Here is an 18,852-nt window from a genome sequence, read left to right as displayed (position 1 = left end):
GGGGCGGGAACGGCCCGGGGCGGGGGCGCGGGTTACTCCGCCGGCCCCTGCATATGGGCGCTGACCCACTGCATCGTGCCTTCGCCCATGCCCTTCACATACGTGTCGGCGCCGTGCGTACCGCCGGCCACCGTCTGCAGCCGCGTCTTGACCGGGCCGCGTCCGTAGCGCGCGATGAACTTCTTGACCTTCGGTACGACCGTGGCTTCCTTGGAACCGTCCTGGAAGGCCAGATACACGTCGGGCCCGCCCTTGCTGATCAGCCGCTGGGCCAGGACCTCGGGGTTGTTCTCCCGCTGCTCCTTCGCGTGTCCGCGCCACAGCGGTGAGTCCGGCACGATGTCGGGGCCGGACGGTATCGCGGCCTTGAAGGTCTCCGGGTGCTGCAGGACGTTCTTCAGCGCGGCGAATCCGCCGGACGAGGACCCCATGACCGCCCAGCCGTCCCGGCTCTTGAGCGTACGGAAGTTCTGCCGGACGAAGTCGGGGACGTCCTCGTTCAGCCAGGTGCCCATCTTCGGCTGGCCGGGTATGTCGCTGGCGTCGTAGTACTGCTTGGCGTTGGGGTTGAGCACCGGCATCACGACGATGAACGGCAGGCTCTTGCCCTCCTTCGACCACTGCGCCAGGCTCTCCTCCAGCTTCAGGTCGCCGCCGATCCAGTAATTGACGGGGTAGCCCTCGGCGCCGGGCAGCGCCATCAGGACCGGGAACCCCTTGTCGGCGTTCTTCTTCTCGTAGTACTCCGGCGGCGCCCATACCCACACCTTCCCGGTGAACCCGGACTTGGGGCCGTGGTACGTGGCCATGCCGATCGGGGTGCCGTTCCCGGCGCCGCCGACCTTGCGCTGCTCCTTGAAGCTGATCGGGTTGGTGGGCATCCGGGCGAGCGACGCCTTGCCCGGCCGCGTGGCGCCGTGCGAGCCGGACCCCTTCGCGTCACCGAAGCGCACCGGTGCGTCGTCGGAACCGCCCGAGCCGCCTGAGCCGCAGCCGGCGGTGGCGGCGAGGGCGGTCAGGGTGATCAGTACGACCACCGGGGTGAGCAGGGTTTTACGCACGGGACCTTCTCCTTGCTGAGCGGGCCGGAGGACGTCCGGCTGCCGAGCAAGAGGGCGCGGCCGGGGCCGGGGTTTCCCTCTCCGGGTGTCGCGTTGCCCGCGTGGATCGGCTCCGGTGGCGGGACACGTCCGTGACCTGCACGGTTTACCCGCAACAGAAACCGGCTTTACGGTGATTTTCTCGACGAATCGGCGGGCGGGGACGCGGTGAACCCTGTCCGGACCGCCGCCGCAACCCGCCGAGCTCCTCCCGTACCCCGCCGAGCTTCCCCTCGCACCCGCCGCGCCCTCCTCCCGTACCCCGTCGCGCCTCCTCTCGTGCCCCATCCGAGCCCCGCCGTGATCCGCCCGGCGGCGACCCGCCCGGGCCTCCGCCGCAACTCCCGTCCGAGCCCCTGCCGCGACCCCCACCCTGGCCCCTGCCGCAACGTCCCGAGCCCCTGTCGCGAACCCATCCGAGTGCCCGCCAAAACCCACCCACAAACCGGCACAGATCATTCCGTTTCGGCGCTCCCGAGTACGTATTCTCGGTGGCATGACCTGGTCGCGAGCGCTGAAGAAGACCGCCCGCTCCGGGCTGACCATCGAAAGGGCCAAGCTCACCCCGCTGATCGCGATCCGCGGCTCGGTCGGTGTCGCCATCGTCATCGGCCTGTGCCTCTACCTCGGCAACCCGGCCCTCGCGGTCTCGTCGGCCTTCGGCGCGTTCGCCGCCGGCATCGCCACCTTCCAGCGCAGCTGGCGTCCGCGGCCCGTCCTGGCGCTCGCCGTCGCGGGCGGTCTCTCCGTCTCCACCTTCCTCGGATACCTGGCCGCCGCGCACATCGTCGGCTTCCTGGTCCTGCTCTCCCTGTGGACCTTCCTGGCGGGCCTGGCCTGGTCGGTCGGGCCGGTCTCCGGGCTGGTCGGCACGCAGACCGTCTCGGTCATGCTCGTCACCGTCACGCTGCCGACCTCCGTCCTCGGGGCGCTGGAACACGCGGCCATCATCGCGTTCGGCGGGTTCGTCCAAGCCGCGCTGATCGTGCTCTTTCCCGTACGGCCGTGGGGTGTGCAGCGCGACGCACTCGCCGACGCGCTGGCCGCCGAAGCGGACTACGCGCGCCGGCTGCGGCACGATCCGGTCGCCCCTTTCGACCCGCAGCCCCTGATGAACGCCCGCCTGGCCTCCGCCGTGACCCCGCGTCAGGCCAAGCGCCGGCCCGTCCAGCTGCACGGGCCCCGGGCGCTGGCCGAGCAGGTCAGGCCGGTCCTGGCCTCGCTCGCCGACCCGGTCGTCGGCGCGCCCGTGGAGGGGCCCGAACGCGACCGGGCGCGCGAACTGCTCGGCGCGGCCGCCACCGTACTGGACGCCGTCGCGACCGCCATCCGGCACGGCAGGCCCGTACGCCTGCCGCCCGAGGCGATGGCCACCCTCGAAATGCCCCAGGACGGCGACGGGCCGCGGCTGACCGGCGCCGCCCGCCGCTCCGCGCTGCGGCTGATCTCGCTGCTCGCCGACGCCGTGGAGTTCACCGACGAGCCCGTCCAGGCCACCCGGCCCACCACCGAGGCGGAGCGCGGGCACCTGCTGCGCCCGAGCGTGCCGAAGCTGATCCCGGTGGCGCTGCGCGCCGTACGCCGTGAGCTCCGCTGGTCCTCGCACATCTTCCGGCACGCGCTCCGCGTCAGCGCGGTGGCCGCCGCGGGCTACCTCATCGGCCAGGCGCTGCCCTTCGGTCACGGGTACTGGGCGCCGCTGGCCTCGGTGATGGTGATGCGGCCCGACTTCGGGCAGACGTACGCGCGCGGCGTCGCCCGCTTCATCGGCACCCTGGTCGGGGTCGCGGTCGGCGGTGCGATCATGGGTCTCACCCACCCGAACCTGTACGTCAGCGCGGCGCTGGCGATCGTGTGCGTGCTGGCGATGTACCTGCTGATGCGTACGGGGGTGTCGGTGACCTCGGCGTGCGTCGCCGCGTACGTCGTCTTCCTGCTCGGCATCGCCGGCGCCGGCTGGGAACAGACCGTCCAGGAACGCATCGTCCTCACCCTCGTCGGCGGGCTGCTGGCCATGCTGTCCTACGCGCTCTTCCCCGCCTGGGAGACCCCGCGGCTGCGCGAACGGCTGGCCCAGTGGCTGGAGGCCAACGGCCGGTACGCCATCGCCGTCTTCGACCGCTACGCGCGGCCCGCCGAACGCCGCCCCCGCCAGGTCCGCGAAGCCCTCCTGGACGCCCGCGCGGCCCGCGCCGCCTGGGAGGAGAGCGAATCGCGCGCCGAGAAGGAGCCGGTGCGCCACCGCGGACTGTCGCTGAGCGCGGCAGCGGCGGCACAGTCCGCCCTGTCCACGATGGGCCGGGTGACGATGATCGTGGAAGCACATCTTCCGGACAAGGACGCGGAACCATCACCGGGTGCCCAAACGTTCACGGAAGAGCTGCGCGAGTCACTGCCGCGCGCGGTCGACGCCGTACGGGAGCGGCGCGACCTGGACTGGAGCGCGCTGCGCGCCGTACGGGAGGAGTGGGCGGCGCAGTCCGAGACCCGCGGTGTCGCGCTGCGCGGCGCCGAACTGCTTCTGGACGCGCTGGACGACCTGGCCGAAGCCCTGTCACGGGGCCCCGGCGGCAAGAACCGGGCGACTCGGGGAGTGGCGGATACGGGAGGGATGCGCCGAGTGGCGGACACGGGAGGGACGCGGAAAGTGGCGGACACGGGGCGAACGCAACGAGTGGGGGATGCGGGAGGGCCGCGAAAGGCTGCCCCGCCCTCCGCGTCGAGCTGAACGCGTCGGCCCGGAACCATTCGGCACCGCCTGTAGTCTTGATAATTGCCCGCAAATGGCGCCATTGGCGAGCTTGACGAGCTCGGTGGGCTTCACTTCCCGAGCGGATCGGCGAGCCACACGTGCCGCCCGGGGCGCGATGTTCGAGGGCCCCGCGCGCGGGACCCTGTCGTCCAGTCGAGAGAGAGCAAGCGAACCTCCCATGGCGTCCAGCACTTCGTCCGGTACGTACGACATAGGCATCGACCTGGGAACCGCCAACACCCTGGTCTACTCACGCGGCAAGGGCGTCGTCCTGAACGAGCCGTCCGTCGTCGCCGTGAACGCGTCGGGCGAGGTGATCGCCGTCGGTTCGGAGGCCAAGCGCACCATCGGCCGCACCCCGTCCGGCATCACCGCGATGCGCCCCCTTCAGGAGGGCGTGATCGCCGATTTCGACGCGGCCGAACAGATGCTGCGCGCCCTGATGAAGAAGGCGTTGCCCACCCGCCGCTTCTCCAAGCCGCGGGTCGTCATCTGCGTGCCCTCCGGCATCACCGGCGTCGAGCGGCGGGCCGTCATCGACTCGGCGCGCAGCGCCGGCGCCCGTGAGGTGCACCTGATCGAGGAGCCGATGGCGGCGGCGATCGGCGCCGGTCTGCCGGTGGCCGAGCCGGTCGGCTGCATGGTGGTGGACATCGGCGGCGGTACGACCGAGGTGGCCGTCGTCTCGATGGGCGGCATCGTCACCGCCCAGTCGGTACGGGTCGCGGGCGACGCGCTGGACGCGGCGATCATCTCGTACGTGAAGAAGAAGCACTCGCTGGCGATCGGCGAGCGCACCGCCGAAGAAATCAAGATCGCGATCGGCTCCGCGGCCTGGACCCCGGTCGACGTGGACGAGGAGGGCGAGCCGGATCGCCGTACGTCCTACACCGTACGCGGCCGGGACCACGTCAGCGGACTGCCGCGCATCCAGGAGATCACCGAGGAAGAGATCCGTTCGGCGCTGGCCGAGCCGGTCGACGCGATCGTACGGGCCGTACACCGCACCCTCGACGAGTGCCCGCCCGAGCTCTCCGGGGACATCATCGAGCGCGGCATAGCGCTCACCGGAGGGGGTGCACTGCTGCGTGGCCTCAGCCAGCGGCTGCGCCAGGAGATGGGCGTACCGGTGGTGGTCGCCGACGACCCGCTGGACTGTGTGGTCAACGGCACGGGGCGGTGCGTCGACGAATTCGCGACGCTGCAGGGGCTGTTGGCCGGGGCGATGGAGCAGCCGCGGAAGGCTGTGCGGCTCTGACGGGGCGTGCGGGGGCGTGGGGCGGCGCAGGAGCGGGGGTCGTGCGCGGGCCCGGCCACCGCTTCGTGGTGAGTCCGGTGGGCCCGCTGCCCGTCCGTCCCTGGCTGGATGCGCCGACGTGCGGTAACTCCCGGAACGGGTGAAGATGATTGCGCCGGCTGCGAGGCCGGTCGCGGTGAGTAATGACTTCACCCTGGAGGAACGATCATGCCGAACCTGTTGGCGCTCATGATCGATACGGGGATGCTTGAACCGGAGCCGGAGCCGGAGCCGGAGCCGGAGCCGGAGCCGGAGCCGGGGGCCATAGGGCCGTGGTCGGTGTTGCCGGTAATCGCGAGCGGAGAAGCGGCTGCACCCGAAGACACACGCCTGCCCTCATTCGCAACCGCATCCATGAGCTCGCCCGTAAGCCCGTCCGTGGCTGGATCCGGAAGCTGACGCCGATGCTGAACGCAAAAGTCCTCCAGCCGGCTGAATGGGTGCGGACGGGCTCCGTACCGACACGCCGCTGGGCCGTCGCCCACGGAAGGTCGATCACCGAGGGCAGTGAGTGCGCCGTGGCGACCGGCGGCCAACAGGAGGCCCCGGTCAAGGGGCCCAGGCCGTACATCGCGATGGTGCTCATGGAATCGCCGGGCAAGGGCGGCGGCGATCCGCTGTACGAGGAGAGCGTCATGCTCGTCTACGCGGCGGACGACGCGGACGCCCGCAGCCGGGCCGAGCGGCGGGCCCGCGCCCGGGAGACGAGCTACCTCAACGACCGGGGCGAGACCGTGTCCTGGTGCTTCAAGCGTGTCGTGGACGTGAGCCCGACACTGGACGAGGACCTGGCGCAGGACGCCGACCTGTACGCGCGGCACTTCCGCGACTACGCGGCCTATGAACGCTTCGAGCCGCTGCTGTCGGGCGAAGAACTCTGACCTGGAGTTCTCTTCAACGCCGCGTGGCGTCGCGTCAGCGCGCGGAGTCGGGCGCCGTGGTATCGGATGCCGCGGTGACGGGTGCCGGTGCCGCGGTGTCGCCCGAGGCAGCGGATGCGTCATCCTGCGCAGCACTCCGGGCCATATAGCTCTCCAAACCGTCCAGGATGCGCTCAAGACCGAACTCCAGAGCCTGGTCGCGGGAATCGCCGGCCGCGGCGGAGGTGACGGCGGCGGCGAGTGCGGGGTAGCGGTCGGAGCGGCCGGCCAGAAGCTCGTTCAGCGCTGCGCTCAGAACCTGTTCGGGACCTCGCGCGGCGCCGCGGGCGCTCCCCTTCGTCCGCGTACTGCCCACGCCCATGGACGCCGCGATCTGGGCGAGGGTGCGGACGTGGCCGTTGATCACGACCACCGCGTCGAGTTGTTCGGCACCGTCGAGGCCCGTGTCCGCGAGGGCGGCGAGGGCGCTCTCCGTCCAGCCGAGTTCATTGGGTCCCATGACCCGGGGGCCCACCGTGGCCGACAGCAGCCAGGGGTGACGGTGGAGGACCGCCGAGAGGCCTTCGGCCCATTCACGCAGCGCGGTTCGCCAGCCCGCGTCCGTACGCAGGGCGGGCGGTGCGCCCATGGCTGTGTCGATCATGAGGGCGACCAGCTCGGTCTTGCCCGGAACGTACCGGTACAGGGACATCTTGGTGAAGTTCAGTTCACCCGCGACCCGCTGCATGGAGACGGCGGCCAGCCCGCCCGCGTCGGCGAGGGCGATCGCCGTACGCGTGATCCGGTCCAGGCTCAGCGCGGGCTTGGGGCCACGACTGGGGCGTCCGCGACCGCCCCACAACAACTCGATGCTCCCCGCCTGCCCGGCGAAGACATCGGCCGCCACCTCGGGAACCTGCCCGTCGCTCAGCTCGCTGCTCTTCTTGTTCTCTCCGTCTCCGGCCACCTTCGCATCCTAAAACTGTGTCCGGGGTATACAGAACAGTGTCCGACGGATACAGTTTCTCTTGTCGAAGTGACGGATCAGCGTGGGGAGCGTGTGATGACGTACGGAACGGCATGCGCGGCGGCAGACGGGCCGACCGTCCTGATCTCGGGGGCAAGCGTCGCCGGGCCAGCCGTGGCGTACTGGCTGAGGTGCCACGGCTATCGCCCGACCGTGGTGGAGGTGGCTCCGGAGCTGCGCGGCGGCGGCTTCGCGGTCGACTTCCGGGGCGGCGCGAGCCTGGCGGTGCTGGAGCGGATGGGGGTGCTGGAGGAGATCCGGCGGCATCGCACGAGCGGCACTCCGTTGAGCTTCATCGACGAGCGCGGTGCCGAAGTGGCGGCACTTCCCCCGGAGTTCGCCGGCGGAGAAGTGGAACTCCTCCGCTCGGACCTCTCCCGCATCCTCTACGAACACAGCCTGCTCGGACCTACGGCGCATTCGGACAAACCGGAGGCCGCGGAGGAGGCAGGGGAGAGCCGGGCCCTACCCACCGAATACCTCTTCAACGACTCCGCGACGTCCCTGGTCGAGACGGCGGACGGCGTGTACGTCACCTTCGAACGCGCAGCCCCGCGCACCTTCGACCTCGTGATCGGCGCGGACGGCCTGCACTCCACCGTGCGGCGGCTGGCCTTCGGGCCCGAGGAGGAGTTCGTCAGCCATCTCGGCTATTACATAGCGGGCTGGGACCTGCCGGCCGACGGCGCCGACCTCGCCGCCCGGTCCGTGGGCTACAACGAGCCCGGCCGTCTGGTGAGCGTAGGACGTATGCCCCGACGCGCCGGCGACCCGGAGTACGTGGGCGAGGTCTTCACCGTCTTCGCCTCGGAGGAGCTCAACCATGACCGGCGTGACACGGAAGGGCAGAGGAAGCTGATAACGCAGGCGTACGAGGGGAGCGGCTGGCGGGTGCCGGAGCTGATACGCACGGTATGGGAAACCGACAGTCTTTACTTCGACTCCATCAGCCGGGTGGATGTGCCGCGCTGGTCGACGGGCCGAATAACCCTGCTCGGCGACGCGGCGTACGGAGCCACCGTCGGCGGCATGGGGACCGGGGCGGCTGTCGTCGGGGCGTACGTCCTCGCGGGCGAACTGGCGGCTGCCAACGGTGACCACGTCACGGCGTTCGCGCGCTACGAGGAACGGATGCGGCCCTTCGTCACGCGGTGCCAGGAGGGCGGCCGCGGAACCGGCGAATTCCTGGCCCCGCCGACCCAGGAGGCAATCGACGCACGCAACAGCCTGCTGAACGACCCACAGGCCTTGGCCACGACGCTGCAGGAGGGCGAAGAGGTATCCACGTCCATCGACCTGGGCGACCTGGGACGGTCTTGAAGCGTGGCTGGCCCATCTGCGGGTGGATGAAGATGGGCTGGTGCAAGCGGGCCGCGATGGCGGACAGGTCGTCGTAGGCGGGGCCATCCAGCGGACGGGTGCCCGTCCGTCCGTGGATCATCGCGCCGACATGACCCAGTCGGGTGGCGCACCGTTCGAGTTCTGCGGCTGCGGCTGCGGCCTGCGGGTCGCTGGTCGGCAGGGTCGCGAACGCGCGGAGGCGGACCGGATACGCGCGGAGCGCGAAGCGCCGTCGTGGTCTCGCGGTAGGCCGCACGGCTGACGCGGCAAGAGCACATCTGTCGACTGATGAATTGACCTCTCGGCAGCGGGGCCCGAATCTGCTCGGGGGCCCTTGCTGTCTGCTGCTGTCGGCTGTTGTCTGCTCGTGCCCCTTGCGGTGCGTCTGCTTCCGGTCGGGGAAGTCCTCGTCCGTGCTGCGGCGGCGGTGAGGGGTGACCGGCCCGGCTTCGCGGTAGGCGCCGTCGGCGATGGCTACGGTCTTCCCGACTGCGTCCTTCGCGCCGGACCCGGCGCAGGCCCGGCAGCCGTTGCGGTTGCCCGGCAGTGGTCGGTCGACCACGACCATGACCACGACCACCGGCTTCGGTCCGAGGCCCTCGGCGGTCCGGTCCGTCGCCGATTTCGACGCTCCGAACCGTGGGGCCAGCGCCTCGGCGTCAATATGGTGTGCGGTAAGCGGCCTCAAGCAGGACCTGGTCCGGCAGCGGGAGCTTTCAGGGCCGGCCACGGCCCGGCCTGCCGATGCCTTCACGTCGCAGCCGAGTCACCAACTTGCTGAAGGTACGGGGGCTCAGCCGGGAGAACGGCGCTGCCCGAGACGGCTCCGACGCCGTGACCGCAGCAGTTACCCAGTCACCCAGTTCGTCTTGCGCGGCGCTCGTGAAGTTGTGGGGACCGCGCGCCGCCCGATGGTGCCCGGGGCGGTCGAGTCCGTCGCATGGTGCAGGCGAGCAGGTCCGCGCGTCGGCTTCTTCCAACTGGCCGTTCGCCCTGTGGTTGCCGGTGATTCACTCGTCGGCCGACGGCGGTCGCCGCGTCGGCGGAGGGCTTCGATCCGCCTGTATAGGGCGAGGGGTGACCTGGCGTCAGCCCTTGATCAAAGGCGGTTATGCTACTTCCGGCCCAGTGTATGAAGGCAGTTACCGCAGGTATCTCTGCGGCGGCGCCGAACGGGGAGCTGGGGCCCGCTAGACGTCCTGTGATCTGTCGATGTTTTGAGGGTTTTAGGGTGCAGATGGTTCGAGAAGGATCGTCGCCCGAGGGGCCGCGTCCTGCCTCGGTTCTCGCGTGGATACTGCCCGCCGCGGCGACCGCCGTGGCCGCGGCCGTCGCCACTGCGATGGTCCCCGCGCAGGCGAGTACGCCGGTGGTGTGGATCGGCGTGGTCGCCACCGTGGCGGTGGCGCTGGTCACCGCCGAGGTCACCCGCCGGGGCCGGGCGCTCACCGCGCTCCGTGAGCAGGCCGCCGCGCAGCAGGCCGCACTGGACCGGCAGGAGGCCGAGACCGTACGGCTGGCCGAGGAGCTGCTGCCCGAGGTGGTGGCCCAACTCGGACGTGGCGAGTTCCCCGAGGACGTGCACGCGGCGATCACCGAGCAGGTGACGCGGCAGGGCCGGGAGTCCGGGCTGACGCCGGAGTTCACCGCGGCGCATCAGGCGGTGCTGCGCTCTGTCCTCGACGCCGTCGTCGCCGAGGAGGACCTGCGCGAGTCCGCGCAGCGCGCGTTCGTGAACATCGCCCGCCGTGTGCAGGCGATCGTCCACCAACAGGCTCAGGAACTGCGGGACATGGAGGACCGGCACGGCCAGTCCCCCGAGGTCTTCGGTGATCTGCTGCGGCTGGACCACGGTACGGCGCTGATCGGCCGTCTCGCCGACTCCATCGCCGTCCTCGGCGGCGCGCGTCCGGGCCGCCAGTGGAGCCGTGCGGTACCGCTGTTCAGCGTGTTGCGTGGCGCGATGTCGCGGATCATCGACTATCAGCGCGTCGAGCTGCACTCCGTGTCGGAGGTCGCGGTCGTCGGTACCGCCGTCGAGCCGCTGATCCACGCGCTCGCCGAGCTGCTCGACAACGCCACCCGCTACTCCCCGCCGCAGACCCGTGTGCACCTGACCGCCATCGAGGTGCAGTCCGGGATCGCCGTGGAGATCGAGGACGGCGGCGTCAGCATGAGCGAGGAGGCCCGCAAGCGGGCCGAGCGGATGCTTCAGCAGGCACAGCAGGGCATCGACGTGAACGACCTGGGGGAGACCCCGCGGCTGGGTCTGGCCGTGGTCGGCCGGCTGGCGCAGGCGTACAACTTCCAGGTGTCGCTGCGGCCTTCCGCATACGGTGGTGTCCGGGCGGTGCTGATCGTTCCGCAGGACCTGATCACCACCGCCGCCGCGACCGGCCGTGCGCACGGTATCGGCGCGTCCTCGGGCCCGCGTACGGCCTGTACGGAGCGCCGCCAGGTGAACGGCGTGCCGCGGGCCGCCGGCCCCCGGCACGCCGCACCGCCCCCAGCCGTGCAGCCCGCCCCCGCTCCGGCCGCACCGTCCATCCCCGCGGCTCCCGCGCCGGCCGCCGCGGCCGTGCCCCCGCAGTTCCGCGACGACGTCCGGGAGGAGACCCAGGATGACCTCCCTCTCGTGACCGAACGGACCGCCAACGGGCTGCCGCAGCGCCGCCGCAAGTCCCGCGCCACGGCGCCCGTACTCCCCGCGGCTCCGGGCGCCCCTGCGGCACCTGCCGCCACGCCTCCCGCCGTCGGGACGGAGGACGCCGCGCCCGTACAGCCCGGTATGTGGCTCGCCGCGTTCCAGAGCGGCCTGTCCGGCGAGAGCCAGTCGAGCGCGTCGGGCCCGTCAGGCACGTCGGGTACGTCGGGGCAGTCGGGTGCGCGGGGCGCGTCGTCGGGCCGCCAGTTCCAGAACCAGTCGGGCATGGACCAGTCGGGCATGGACCAGTCGGGCATGGACCAGCCGGGTCAGAACCGGCCGAGCCACGACCAGTACGGCCATTCGGCCCCCGACCAGCACGGTCACCACGGTCGGCCGAATCACGACCAGCACGGTCGACCGGGCCAGTGGAACGTTTCCGCCGAGCAGCCCGCAGAGAGCGTCGGCCGGGCCGGTCATCCGGACCCCGCCGGTACGGGGACTTCAGTCAGTGCCGCTAGTGCAGCCAGTGAGAAGAGTGACGAGTCGTCGGAAAAGAGTGAGTAGCCATGATTCAGCACCGGCCCAACATGGACTGGATGCTCAAGGATCTCGCGGAGAGCGTTCCGCAGACCCGTCACGTGGTCGTGCTGTCCTCGGACGGCCTGCGCATGGCCCAGTACGGTACGGACACCGATACCGCCGACCGGCTGGCGGCGGCCTGCGCCGGACTGCAGAGTCTGGCGGGCGCGGTGTCCGCGGAGTTCCCGCACAGCGACGGCCGGATGCGCATGGTCGTGATCGAACTGGACGGTGGCTTCTTCTACTTGATGGCGGCGGGCGCCGGCGCTTATCTGGCGGTCCTGGCCGATGAGGGTGTGGACGCCGGGCTGATAGGCCAGCGGATGCGGGACCTGGTGGCCCGTATCGGCGAGCACCTCAGCAGCCCACCGCGCCACGACGGACAGGACGCATGAGCGGGCGCAGCGAGCGGATCGGTAGGCGGCGCGGGCCGCGCGCGGGTACGGCGGGGCGAAGCGGGGACACGGCATGAGCGGAGCGGACCAGGACTGGGAGGAGCAGAGCCCCGAGCGGCTCTACGTGATCACCGGCGGGCGCAGTGGCGCCTCCGGCCACACCACCTCCCTCGACCTGGTCACGCTGATCGTCTCGAAGGCCGGCCCGAAGCCGGGCATGCAGCCGGAGCAGGCGTCGATCATGCGGCTGTGCCATTCCCCGCTGTCCGTGGCGGAGCTGTCCGCCTACCTGCAGTTGCCGGTCAGCGTGGTCACCGTCCTGCTCGGAGACCTGCTGGCCGACGGGCGGGTGGTGGCACGCGCGCCCGTACCCCCCGCCCAACTTCCCGACCGTGCCCTTATTGAGGCGGTGATCCATGGACTTCAAAAGATCTGAAACGCTCGTCGAGCGCCCCGCTCAGGGGCCGCGGAGCGAGGACGAACTGCCCGAGACGGCCGCCGCCGCGGTCAAGGTCGTGATCGTGGGCGGTTTCGGGGTCGGCAAGACGACCCTGGTGGGCTCGGTGAGCGAGATCCGCCCGCTGACCACCGAGGAGACGATGACGCAGGCCGGTGTCGGCGTGGACGACATCGTCGGTGTCGAGCGCAAGACCTCGACCACCGTGGCGATGGACTTCGGCCGCATCAGCCTCAACGACGAACTGGTGCTGTACCTGTTCGGCACGCCGGGCCAGCAGCGCTTCTGGTTCCTGTGGAACGGGCTGTTCGACGGCGCGCTGGGCGCGGTGGTCCTCATCGACACCCGTCGCCTGGAGGTCAGCTTCGACGTCATCGGCCGCCTGGAGGAGCGCGGCGTCCCCTTCGTGGTCGCCATCAACTCCTTCCCGGACGCCCCCGTCCACCCCGTCGAGGAGATCCGGGGCGCGCTCGATCTGCCCCCCGAGGTGCCGATCGTCGACTGTGACGCACGGCTGCGTACCTCCAGTCGTGATGTGCTGATGACGTTGATGCGTTATCTGCACTCCCTTGCTGCGCGCTGATCGTTCGGAGTGCTTACCTGACCGTTCACTGACCGGTTGAGGCTTGGACGTCTTTCGTACGTGGTCCGTACGCGCCCGTATGTGGTCTCCCTACGAGCCCGTGCATCACCCGTGCGCGCTCGTACGCCGCCCGTACGCCGTCCATTCACCGCCCGGTGACCGCCGTGACACACCGGCGCTCACCGGGCGGCGGCACACCCACCCCGTGACGCCCCGCCGCCCCGCGCGACCTCCGCCTCGCCCCGTCCCCTCCCGTCCCCCCGTCCCTCCCGCCGCTCCTCCCGCCCGGTGCCGCTGCCCCCACCCCCATGGTGTCGCTGAGTGACCCCCCAAGTGGGGTGCGGACGCCCTCGTTGCCACCGCGCCCCGCCCATAGCGTCTGAGCAGCCGAAACATCGGCGAGCAGGTGCAGAGGTCGCAGCAGGTGCAGCAGGCGCCAGGCCAGAGGGTTCACGGAATGATCAGGCTTCGCCCGCGGGGACGCGGCAGAGCGACGGGGGACGCGGCGACGTTCCGCACGTCCGGCAACGACGGTACGGCGCCCCGGCCCGCCGCTCACGCCCCGGACTCGGACTCGGGGGCCGTGGCGACGGCCGACCACCCCCTCGGCTCCGACGCCGCGTTGACACTGGAATCCGTCACCCGCAGCTACCGCCGCGGCGCCAGGACCGTGGCCGCCCTGGATGACGTCAGCGTCACGGTCCGGCGGGGCAGCTCCGTGGCCGTCATGGGGCGTTCCGGCTCCGGCAAGACGACGTTCCTCCAGTGCGCCGCCGGCCTGGACCGGCCGACCTCCGGGACGGTACGCATCGACGGTACCGACCTGTCCCGGATCGGCGAGGAGCCCACCGGTGCCCTCGACCCGGTCACCGCCACCGGCGTACTGTCCCTGCTGCGCGGCGCGGTGGACCGCGCGGGGCACACGGTGGTGATGGTCACCCACGACCCGGTCGCCGCCTCCTGGACGGACCGGGCGCTGTTCATCGACGCCGGGCGCCTCGTCGGCGTACTGGACCAGCCGGAACCTGACGGCGTCGCGCACGCGATGCGGCAGCTCGGCGGCCGGGCGAGCTCATGACGTACGCACCTCGGGGCAAACCCGATATCCGCCCCCGCCGCACCACCCGTTTCCTCGCCGCCCGGTCGCTGAAGCTGCACCGCAAGGCGTGGGCCGCGGTGTTCGCGGTACTGGTGCTCACCTCTCTGGTGCTCGGCGGTTTCGCGCTGGCCACGCTGTCAGCGGTGACGGGGCACGCGCGGGTGGAGCGCTACGCGGGCGCCGCCGCGGTCGTCACCGGTGACCAGACCACCCGTTATACGGCGGAGTCCCTGGGCGGCGAGTCCCGGACGACTTCGGCGGAGCTGACGGAACGGGTGCGGGTGCCGCGTTTGGTACTGCCCAGGATCGCGGCCGTCCCGGGCGTACGGGCCGCCGTCGCGGACGACGCCTTCCCGGTCGCCGTAGCCGCGAAGCCCTCCGCCACCCCCACCGAAGCCCAGGCCACACCTCCCAGCCACAGCCCTAGCCCCAATTCCACCTCCGCTCCTACCTCCGCCCCCACCCCCACCAGTCCCCCCGCCTACGGCCACCCTTGGCAAGCAGCCGCTCTGGTCCCCTTCACGCTGCGCGAAGGGCGTGCCCCCGCCGGCCCTCGCCAGGTGGTCCTGGACGGTCACTTGGCCGACCGCGCGGGCGTTCGCGTGGGCGACGAGGTCACGGTGCAGTCGCTCGGCGACCCCGCCACGTACGAGGTGTCCGGCATCGCCGCCCCCGAAGGGCAGGGTGACCGCACCGGTCTGGCGCACCAGGGCGCCGTCTTCTTCACCGACCAGCAGGCGGTACTGCCGGGCAGCGTTACGAGGAGGACAGCACCGCCCTGCGCGTACTGACCGGCGACAGCCGCGGTGAGCCGGAGTTCCTCGACGCGGCCCCCGGTCGCTGGGGCCTGCTGCAACTCCTGGCGTCGGTCTGCGTGCTCGTCGTGATGATCGCCGTACTCGTGGTGGCCGGCACGGTCGCGCAGGCCGTGCACCAGCGCGCCCGCGAGATGGCGCTGCTGTGCGCGGTCGGCGCCACGCCGGGACAGTTGCGCGCGACGGTCAGCCGGGAGATCCGTACGGTCGCCGTCGCCGCCGTACTCGGCGCGATCGGCGCGGTGCCGGTCTTCGGCCTCCTGCTCCGTCTGCTGCGCAGCCGCGACGCCATACCCTGCCCACTCCCTGGTGGCTGTACGCGGCACCGCTGCCGACCGCCGGACTGACCGTCCTCGTGGCGTGGGCCGCCGGCGCCTTGGCCTGCCGGCGCACGGCCAGGATCCGCCCCGCGCAAGCGGTGGGCGAGGCACAGGGTGAGCCGGGGCCGCGGCCGTACCGTCTCCGGTCTGGTGATGCTGTTCCTCGGCGCGGCGCCGGCCGGTACGGCGGTGCTCCAGTTCGGCGAGGTGGCCGCGATGGCCGCGAGCACCGCGGCGGTGACGCTGGTGATCGGGTGCGCGCTGCTCGGCCCCTGGATCGCCCGCGGTGCCCTACGGGTGCTCGGCGCGCCCGCCCGACGGTTCGGCGGCGCGGGCGGCTACCTGGCTGCCTCCGCCGCACAGGCCAACGCGCGCCGGCTGGGCGCCGCGATCACACCGATCATCCTGATGGTGGCCTTCGTGGCCGTACAGCTGTCGGGTGGCGCGACGCTGGCCCGGCAGGGGGGCGGCAGGGCGAGGACGCGGTGCGCGCCGACCTGGCGGTCACCACGGAGGGTCCGGGCATCACGGAGGAGACCTTTCGCAGGATCGGGCGGGTGCCGGGGTGGCGGCCGCGTCGGGAGTGCTGCACAGCACGGTCGTCCTGGCGCGGGACGAACTGGGCGACCCCCGGCTGGACCGGCTGCCGGTCCTGGCGGTCAGCCCCGCGGCCCTGCCGCGCGTACTGGATCCGGGCATCGTCGAGGGCGACCCGGCCGAGCTGGGCCGCGGCACGGTCGCGGTGGGCAAGGACCGGGCGCGGTCGCTGGGACTCGGCATCGGATCCGTCGTCACGCTGCGGTACGGCGACGGGGCGAACGTCCCGCTGCGCGTGGCGGCCATCTACGAACGCTCGCTCGCCCTCGGCGACTTCCTCTTCGCCACCGAGGAACTGGCGCCCCACATGTCCGCACCCCTGCACTCCCGTGTCCTGCTGAGCCTGGACGCTCAGGCGCGCCCCGCACGGAGCGATTCGGACACCGGGCCCGCTGTCGGCTCCGACGGACACGACCACTCGGAGCAGGTACGGGCCGGGCACGTACTGGCCGGGCAGGCACAGGCCGATCTGCGGCAGGTAAGGGCCGCCGTACAGCGCGTACTGGCGGACACCGCGGTGGGCGCGCGCGTCGTGACGGACCCGGCGGGGGAGGAGCGGGAAGCCGGGGGCCGGGGCGTCGGAGAGGTGATCACCATGGTCGCGGTGGGCGTGATCGGCGGTTTCACCGTCATCGCCGTCCTCAGTATCCTCACGCTCATCATGATCGGCCGCCGCCAGGAGCTCCGGTTGCTGCGCCTCGTCGGCGCGGGGCGGCGGCAGGTCCGGCGGATGCTGCGCATCGAGGCGGCCGTCGTGGGGCTGGCGGGCCTGGTGGTCGGCGCGGTGGTCGCGGTGATCCCGCTGACCGCGCTCAGCCTGCCGCTGACCGGGGCACTGCCGTACCTGCCGCCCGCGCAGGCCGGACTGATCGTGGCGGCGGTGGCGGCGACGGTCGCGGCGGGCACCCTGCTGCCGGTGCGTCCCGTGCTCCGCAAACGCCACCCGGCGGGCCTCGGAAGGACGTGAAGGGCGTACGGGCTGCCGACGCTGCCCGAAGCCGTACGGACTGCCGGGACTGCCGGGACTGCCAGAAGCTGTACGGGCTACCGACTCCGCCCGAAGCCGTACGGACCACCGGGCCTGTCAGAAGCCGTCCGGAACACCGGGACTGCCAAGAGCCGCACGGGCCGGCTGCCAGGGCTGCAGAAGCCGTCAAGGCCCGCCGAATCCCCGACCAGACCCCAACAAACCCTGCCGAACCTCTCCCCCGCCCTTCGGCAGCGCCGCAACCTCACGCATAATCCGAATCTCCACCGGTAACTCCCTCACCGAGAGGTCACTCGCATGACGAACCCCTTCGAAGACCCGGAGGCGCAGTACCACGTCCTGACGAACGACGAGAACCAGCACTCGCTGTGGCCGTCGTTCGCGGAGATCCCGGCCGGCTGGCAGAGCGTCTTCGGCCCGGAGGGCCGGCAGGCGTGCCTGGACTACGTCGAGGAGCACTGGACCGACATGCGGCCCCGCAGCCTGGCGGAAGCCATGGGCAACTGAGCCCCCTGCCCACACGGAAAGCATTCCGGCACGGAGGCGCCGCGAAGCGCTCCCACCCGAAAGCACCCGCTCCGGCCCCGGAGCGGGTGCTCTTCGTGTTGACGGGTGCTCTTCGCCTTCACGAGCCGTAGGCGGCCCCTACCCCGTTCCACCGACACACATCACACCGTCGTCACCCGCAGCGCGAACGCCGCGAACCCCACCGCCAGCACCCCCGCACACACCCGCTGCCCCCGGGAGGCCCCCGTCCACGGCATCTCCAGCCGCCGCGCCACCCGGGCGATGAGGAAGAGCGTGACGGCGAAGAGCGGCAGCCACGGCAGCCGGGTCGCCATCCAGGCGGCGAAGTCGGGTGCGGTGGTCAGCCCCTCCACCGTCGTACCGGCGAACGAGGCCGGTACGGCGAGGGCCAGCATGGCGGTCTGGTGCCAGCACAGGATCGTCATCGCGGACCGGTTGACGGCCGTGACCGGTGCCCACAGCGCGGGCCGTCGCAGCAGGGCCGCGATGCGGTCGCGCAGCAGGATTGCCGCGCCCGACTGTGCCGCGGCGAGGGCGATCACCAGCAGCGACGGCGGGTGGGAGTTCGTACGGTCCTGGCCGGGGACGCCGACCATGCTCGCCGGATAGTGGAAGACCAGGAGCAGCAGCGCGAAGAGTGCGGCGCCGCCGGTCAGCAGCAGCCAGGCGCCGCGTCGGCCGAGCCGCTTCTCGCCCCAGGAGACGCCCAGTTGATAGCCGAAGAGCCAGCCCGGGATCAGGCTGATCAGCGTGGTCCAGTACGGGACCGAGTCGGCGTACGGGCCGTAGCGCAGGAAGTCCATGACGGCGACGACCGCCGCCAGCGGGAGGGCCGCCCAGCCGCCGAGCCTCCGCGAGACCGCCATGCAGTACGGCGTCAGCGCCGTCGCCACCGCGTACACGCCGACGAACCACAGGGGCTGGACGACCAGCGTGGCGGCCGTGTGCAGCGTCGTGACGGGAACTCCGGCCGCGTACAGGACGGCGGCGAGCACGGCCCAGACGGCGGTGACACCGACCGCAGGCCGTAACAGCCGGGCCAGCCGGCCGCGCAGCCAGTCGCCCGGCGACGCGCCGCGTCCGGTGGCGCGCCGGAAGGACAGCACGGAGGCGTAGCCGCCGACGAGGAAGAAGATGCCCAGCATCTGGAGCACCCAGGTGACCGGCGCGAGGGGCGCGAACGCGGACAGCGGGCTGGCGTTGTGCAGGGAACTGTCGGCGTCGCGGACGAAGCCGCCGACGAGCCAGTGGCCGGTCGGCACGGCGAGCAGGGCCAGCGCCCGCAGCCCGTCGACGGCCCGGTCGCGCCGGCCCTCCGGAAGGGCTCCGGGCGGGCCGGGCAGCGGTCTGCGGGGGCGCGACCGTTCGTCCAGGCTCATGCTCCGGCACCCGTTCTGTCCGTGGGACGCGGCATGGCAGCTTTCCTCTCCTCGCGCCCGGCCGGCCCGTGGACGTGCCACGGGCGGG

At 71.8% G+C, this 18,852-nt stretch carries 16 protein-coding genes and 1 pseudogene; 13 read left to right on the top strand and 4 right to left on the bottom strand.

The window, feature by feature from the left end:
- Nucleotides 1–32 precede the first annotated feature (32 nt).
- Entirely contained in the window at nt 33–1,061 is a 1,029-nt protein-coding gene (locus ACZ4Z1_RS13730) for an alpha/beta hydrolase (protein WP_468486775.1), read from the bottom strand.
- 535 nt (nt 1,062–1,596) lie between these two features.
- On the opposite strand from ACZ4Z1_RS13730, the gene ACZ4Z1_RS13725 reads away from it, so the two are divergent.
- From ACZ4Z1_RS13725 to ACZ4Z1_RS13715, 3 genes are all read left to right on the top strand, one after another.
- Entirely contained in the window at nt 1,597–3,828 is a 2,232-nt protein-coding gene (locus ACZ4Z1_RS13725) for an FUSC family protein (protein WP_468486774.1), read from the top strand.
- A gap of 202 nt (nt 3,829–4,030) precedes the next feature.
- Nucleotides 4,031–5,110, top strand: coding sequence for a rod shape-determining protein MreB (gene mreB / locus ACZ4Z1_RS13720; RefSeq protein WP_468486773.1), 1,080 nt, complete (start codon nt 4,031–4,033; stop codon nt 5,108–5,110).
- Nucleotides 5,111–5,553: 443 nt separating this feature from the next.
- Nucleotides 5,554–6,030 carry a DUF4288 domain-containing protein gene (locus ACZ4Z1_RS13715; protein WP_468486772.1) on the top strand — a complete coding sequence of 159 codons (477 nt, stop codon included), beginning with the start codon at nt 5,554–5,556 and terminating at the stop codon, nt 6,028–6,030.
- Nucleotides 6,031–6,064: 34 nt separating this feature from the next.
- Here the strand turns inward: ACZ4Z1_RS13715 and ACZ4Z1_RS13710 are convergent, their stop codons facing one another.
- The gene (locus tag ACZ4Z1_RS13710; protein ID WP_468486771.1) at nt 6,065–6,976 is read right to left on the bottom strand and encodes a TetR/AcrR family transcriptional regulator C-terminal domain-containing protein; all 912 of its coding nucleotides are present in this window, start codon (nt 6,974–6,976) and stop codon (nt 6,065–6,067) included.
- A 96-nt stretch (nt 6,977–7,072) separates the two neighbouring features.
- On the opposite strand from ACZ4Z1_RS13710, the gene ACZ4Z1_RS13705 reads away from it, so the two are divergent.
- Nucleotides 7,073–8,356, top strand: coding sequence for an FAD-dependent monooxygenase (locus tag ACZ4Z1_RS13705; RefSeq protein WP_468486770.1), 1,284 nt, complete (start codon nt 7,073–7,075; stop codon nt 8,354–8,356).
- Nucleotides 8,357–8,387: 31 nt separating this feature from the next.
- Here the strand turns inward: ACZ4Z1_RS13705 and ACZ4Z1_RS13700 are convergent.
- A pseudogene (locus ACZ4Z1_RS13700) lies at nt 8,388–8,945 on the bottom strand (hypothetical protein); the annotation flags it as partial.
- A 669-nt stretch (nt 8,946–9,614) separates the two neighbouring features.
- Here ACZ4Z1_RS13700 and ACZ4Z1_RS13695 point away from each other — a divergent pair.
- From ACZ4Z1_RS13695 to ACZ4Z1_RS13655, 9 genes are all read left to right on the top strand, one after another.
- Complete coding sequence (locus ACZ4Z1_RS13695; protein WP_468487017.1) at nt 9,615–11,588, top strand: sensor histidine kinase; 1,974 nt, start codon at nt 9,615–9,617, stop codon at nt 11,586–11,588.
- Nucleotides 11,589–11,590: 2 nt separating this feature from the next.
- A complete protein-coding gene (locus ACZ4Z1_RS13690) occupies nt 11,591–11,998 on the top strand; it encodes a roadblock/LC7 domain-containing protein (protein ID WP_360122739.1) in 408 nt (135 codons plus the stop codon).
- Between the two features lie 73 nt (nt 11,999–12,071).
- The gene (locus ACZ4Z1_RS13685; protein WP_468486769.1) at nt 12,072–12,434 is read left to right on the top strand and encodes a DUF742 domain-containing protein; all 363 of its coding nucleotides are present in this window, start codon (nt 12,072–12,074) and stop codon (nt 12,432–12,434) included.
- Entirely contained in the window at nt 12,415–13,038 is a 624-nt protein-coding gene (locus ACZ4Z1_RS13680) for a GTP-binding protein (RefSeq protein WP_468486768.1), read from the top strand. The genes ACZ4Z1_RS13685 and ACZ4Z1_RS13680 overlap by 20 nt, the downstream gene beginning before the upstream one ends.
- A gap of 457 nt (nt 13,039–13,495) precedes the next feature.
- Nucleotides 13,496–14,116: an ATP-binding cassette domain-containing protein gene (locus ACZ4Z1_RS13675; RefSeq protein ID WP_468486767.1), complete on the top strand. Its 621-nt coding sequence runs from the start codon at nt 13,496–13,498 to the stop codon at nt 14,114–14,116.
- Nucleotides 14,113–14,928, top strand: a complete 816-nt coding sequence (locus tag ACZ4Z1_RS13670; RefSeq protein WP_468486766.1) for a hypothetical protein — start codon at nt 14,113–14,115, stop codon at nt 14,926–14,928. Before ACZ4Z1_RS13675 ends, ACZ4Z1_RS13670 begins: the two co-directional genes overlap by 4 nt.
- 95 nt (nt 14,929–15,023) lie before the next feature.
- Entirely contained in the window at nt 15,024–15,299 is a 276-nt protein-coding gene (locus tag ACZ4Z1_RS13665) for an FtsX-like permease family protein (protein ID WP_468486765.1), read from the top strand.
- Between the two features lie 538 nt (nt 15,300–15,837).
- Nucleotides 15,838–16,836 (top strand): FtsX-like permease family protein, encoded by a 999-nt coding sequence (locus ACZ4Z1_RS13660; RefSeq protein ID WP_468486764.1) that lies wholly within the window; start codon nt 15,838–15,840, stop codon nt 16,834–16,836.
- A gap of 318 nt (nt 16,837–17,154) precedes the next feature.
- Nucleotides 17,155–17,364 (top strand): MbtH family protein, encoded by a 210-nt coding sequence (locus ACZ4Z1_RS13655; protein WP_468486763.1) that lies wholly within the window; start codon nt 17,155–17,157, stop codon nt 17,362–17,364.
- A 161-nt stretch (nt 17,365–17,525) separates the two neighbouring features.
- On the opposite strand, the gene ACZ4Z1_RS13650 is transcribed toward ACZ4Z1_RS13655, so the two are convergent.
- Nucleotides 17,526–18,764 (bottom strand): acyltransferase family protein, encoded by a 1,239-nt coding sequence (locus ACZ4Z1_RS13650; RefSeq protein WP_468486762.1) that lies wholly within the window; start codon nt 18,762–18,764, stop codon nt 17,526–17,528.
- Between the last annotated feature and the right edge of the window lie 88 nt (nt 18,765–18,852).

It is taken from the genome of Streptomyces sp. NPDC030165, assembly GCF_055573595.1.
Note: the sequence above shows the minus strand (reverse complement) of the source record. Positions and strands in the feature narration are given on the sequence as shown.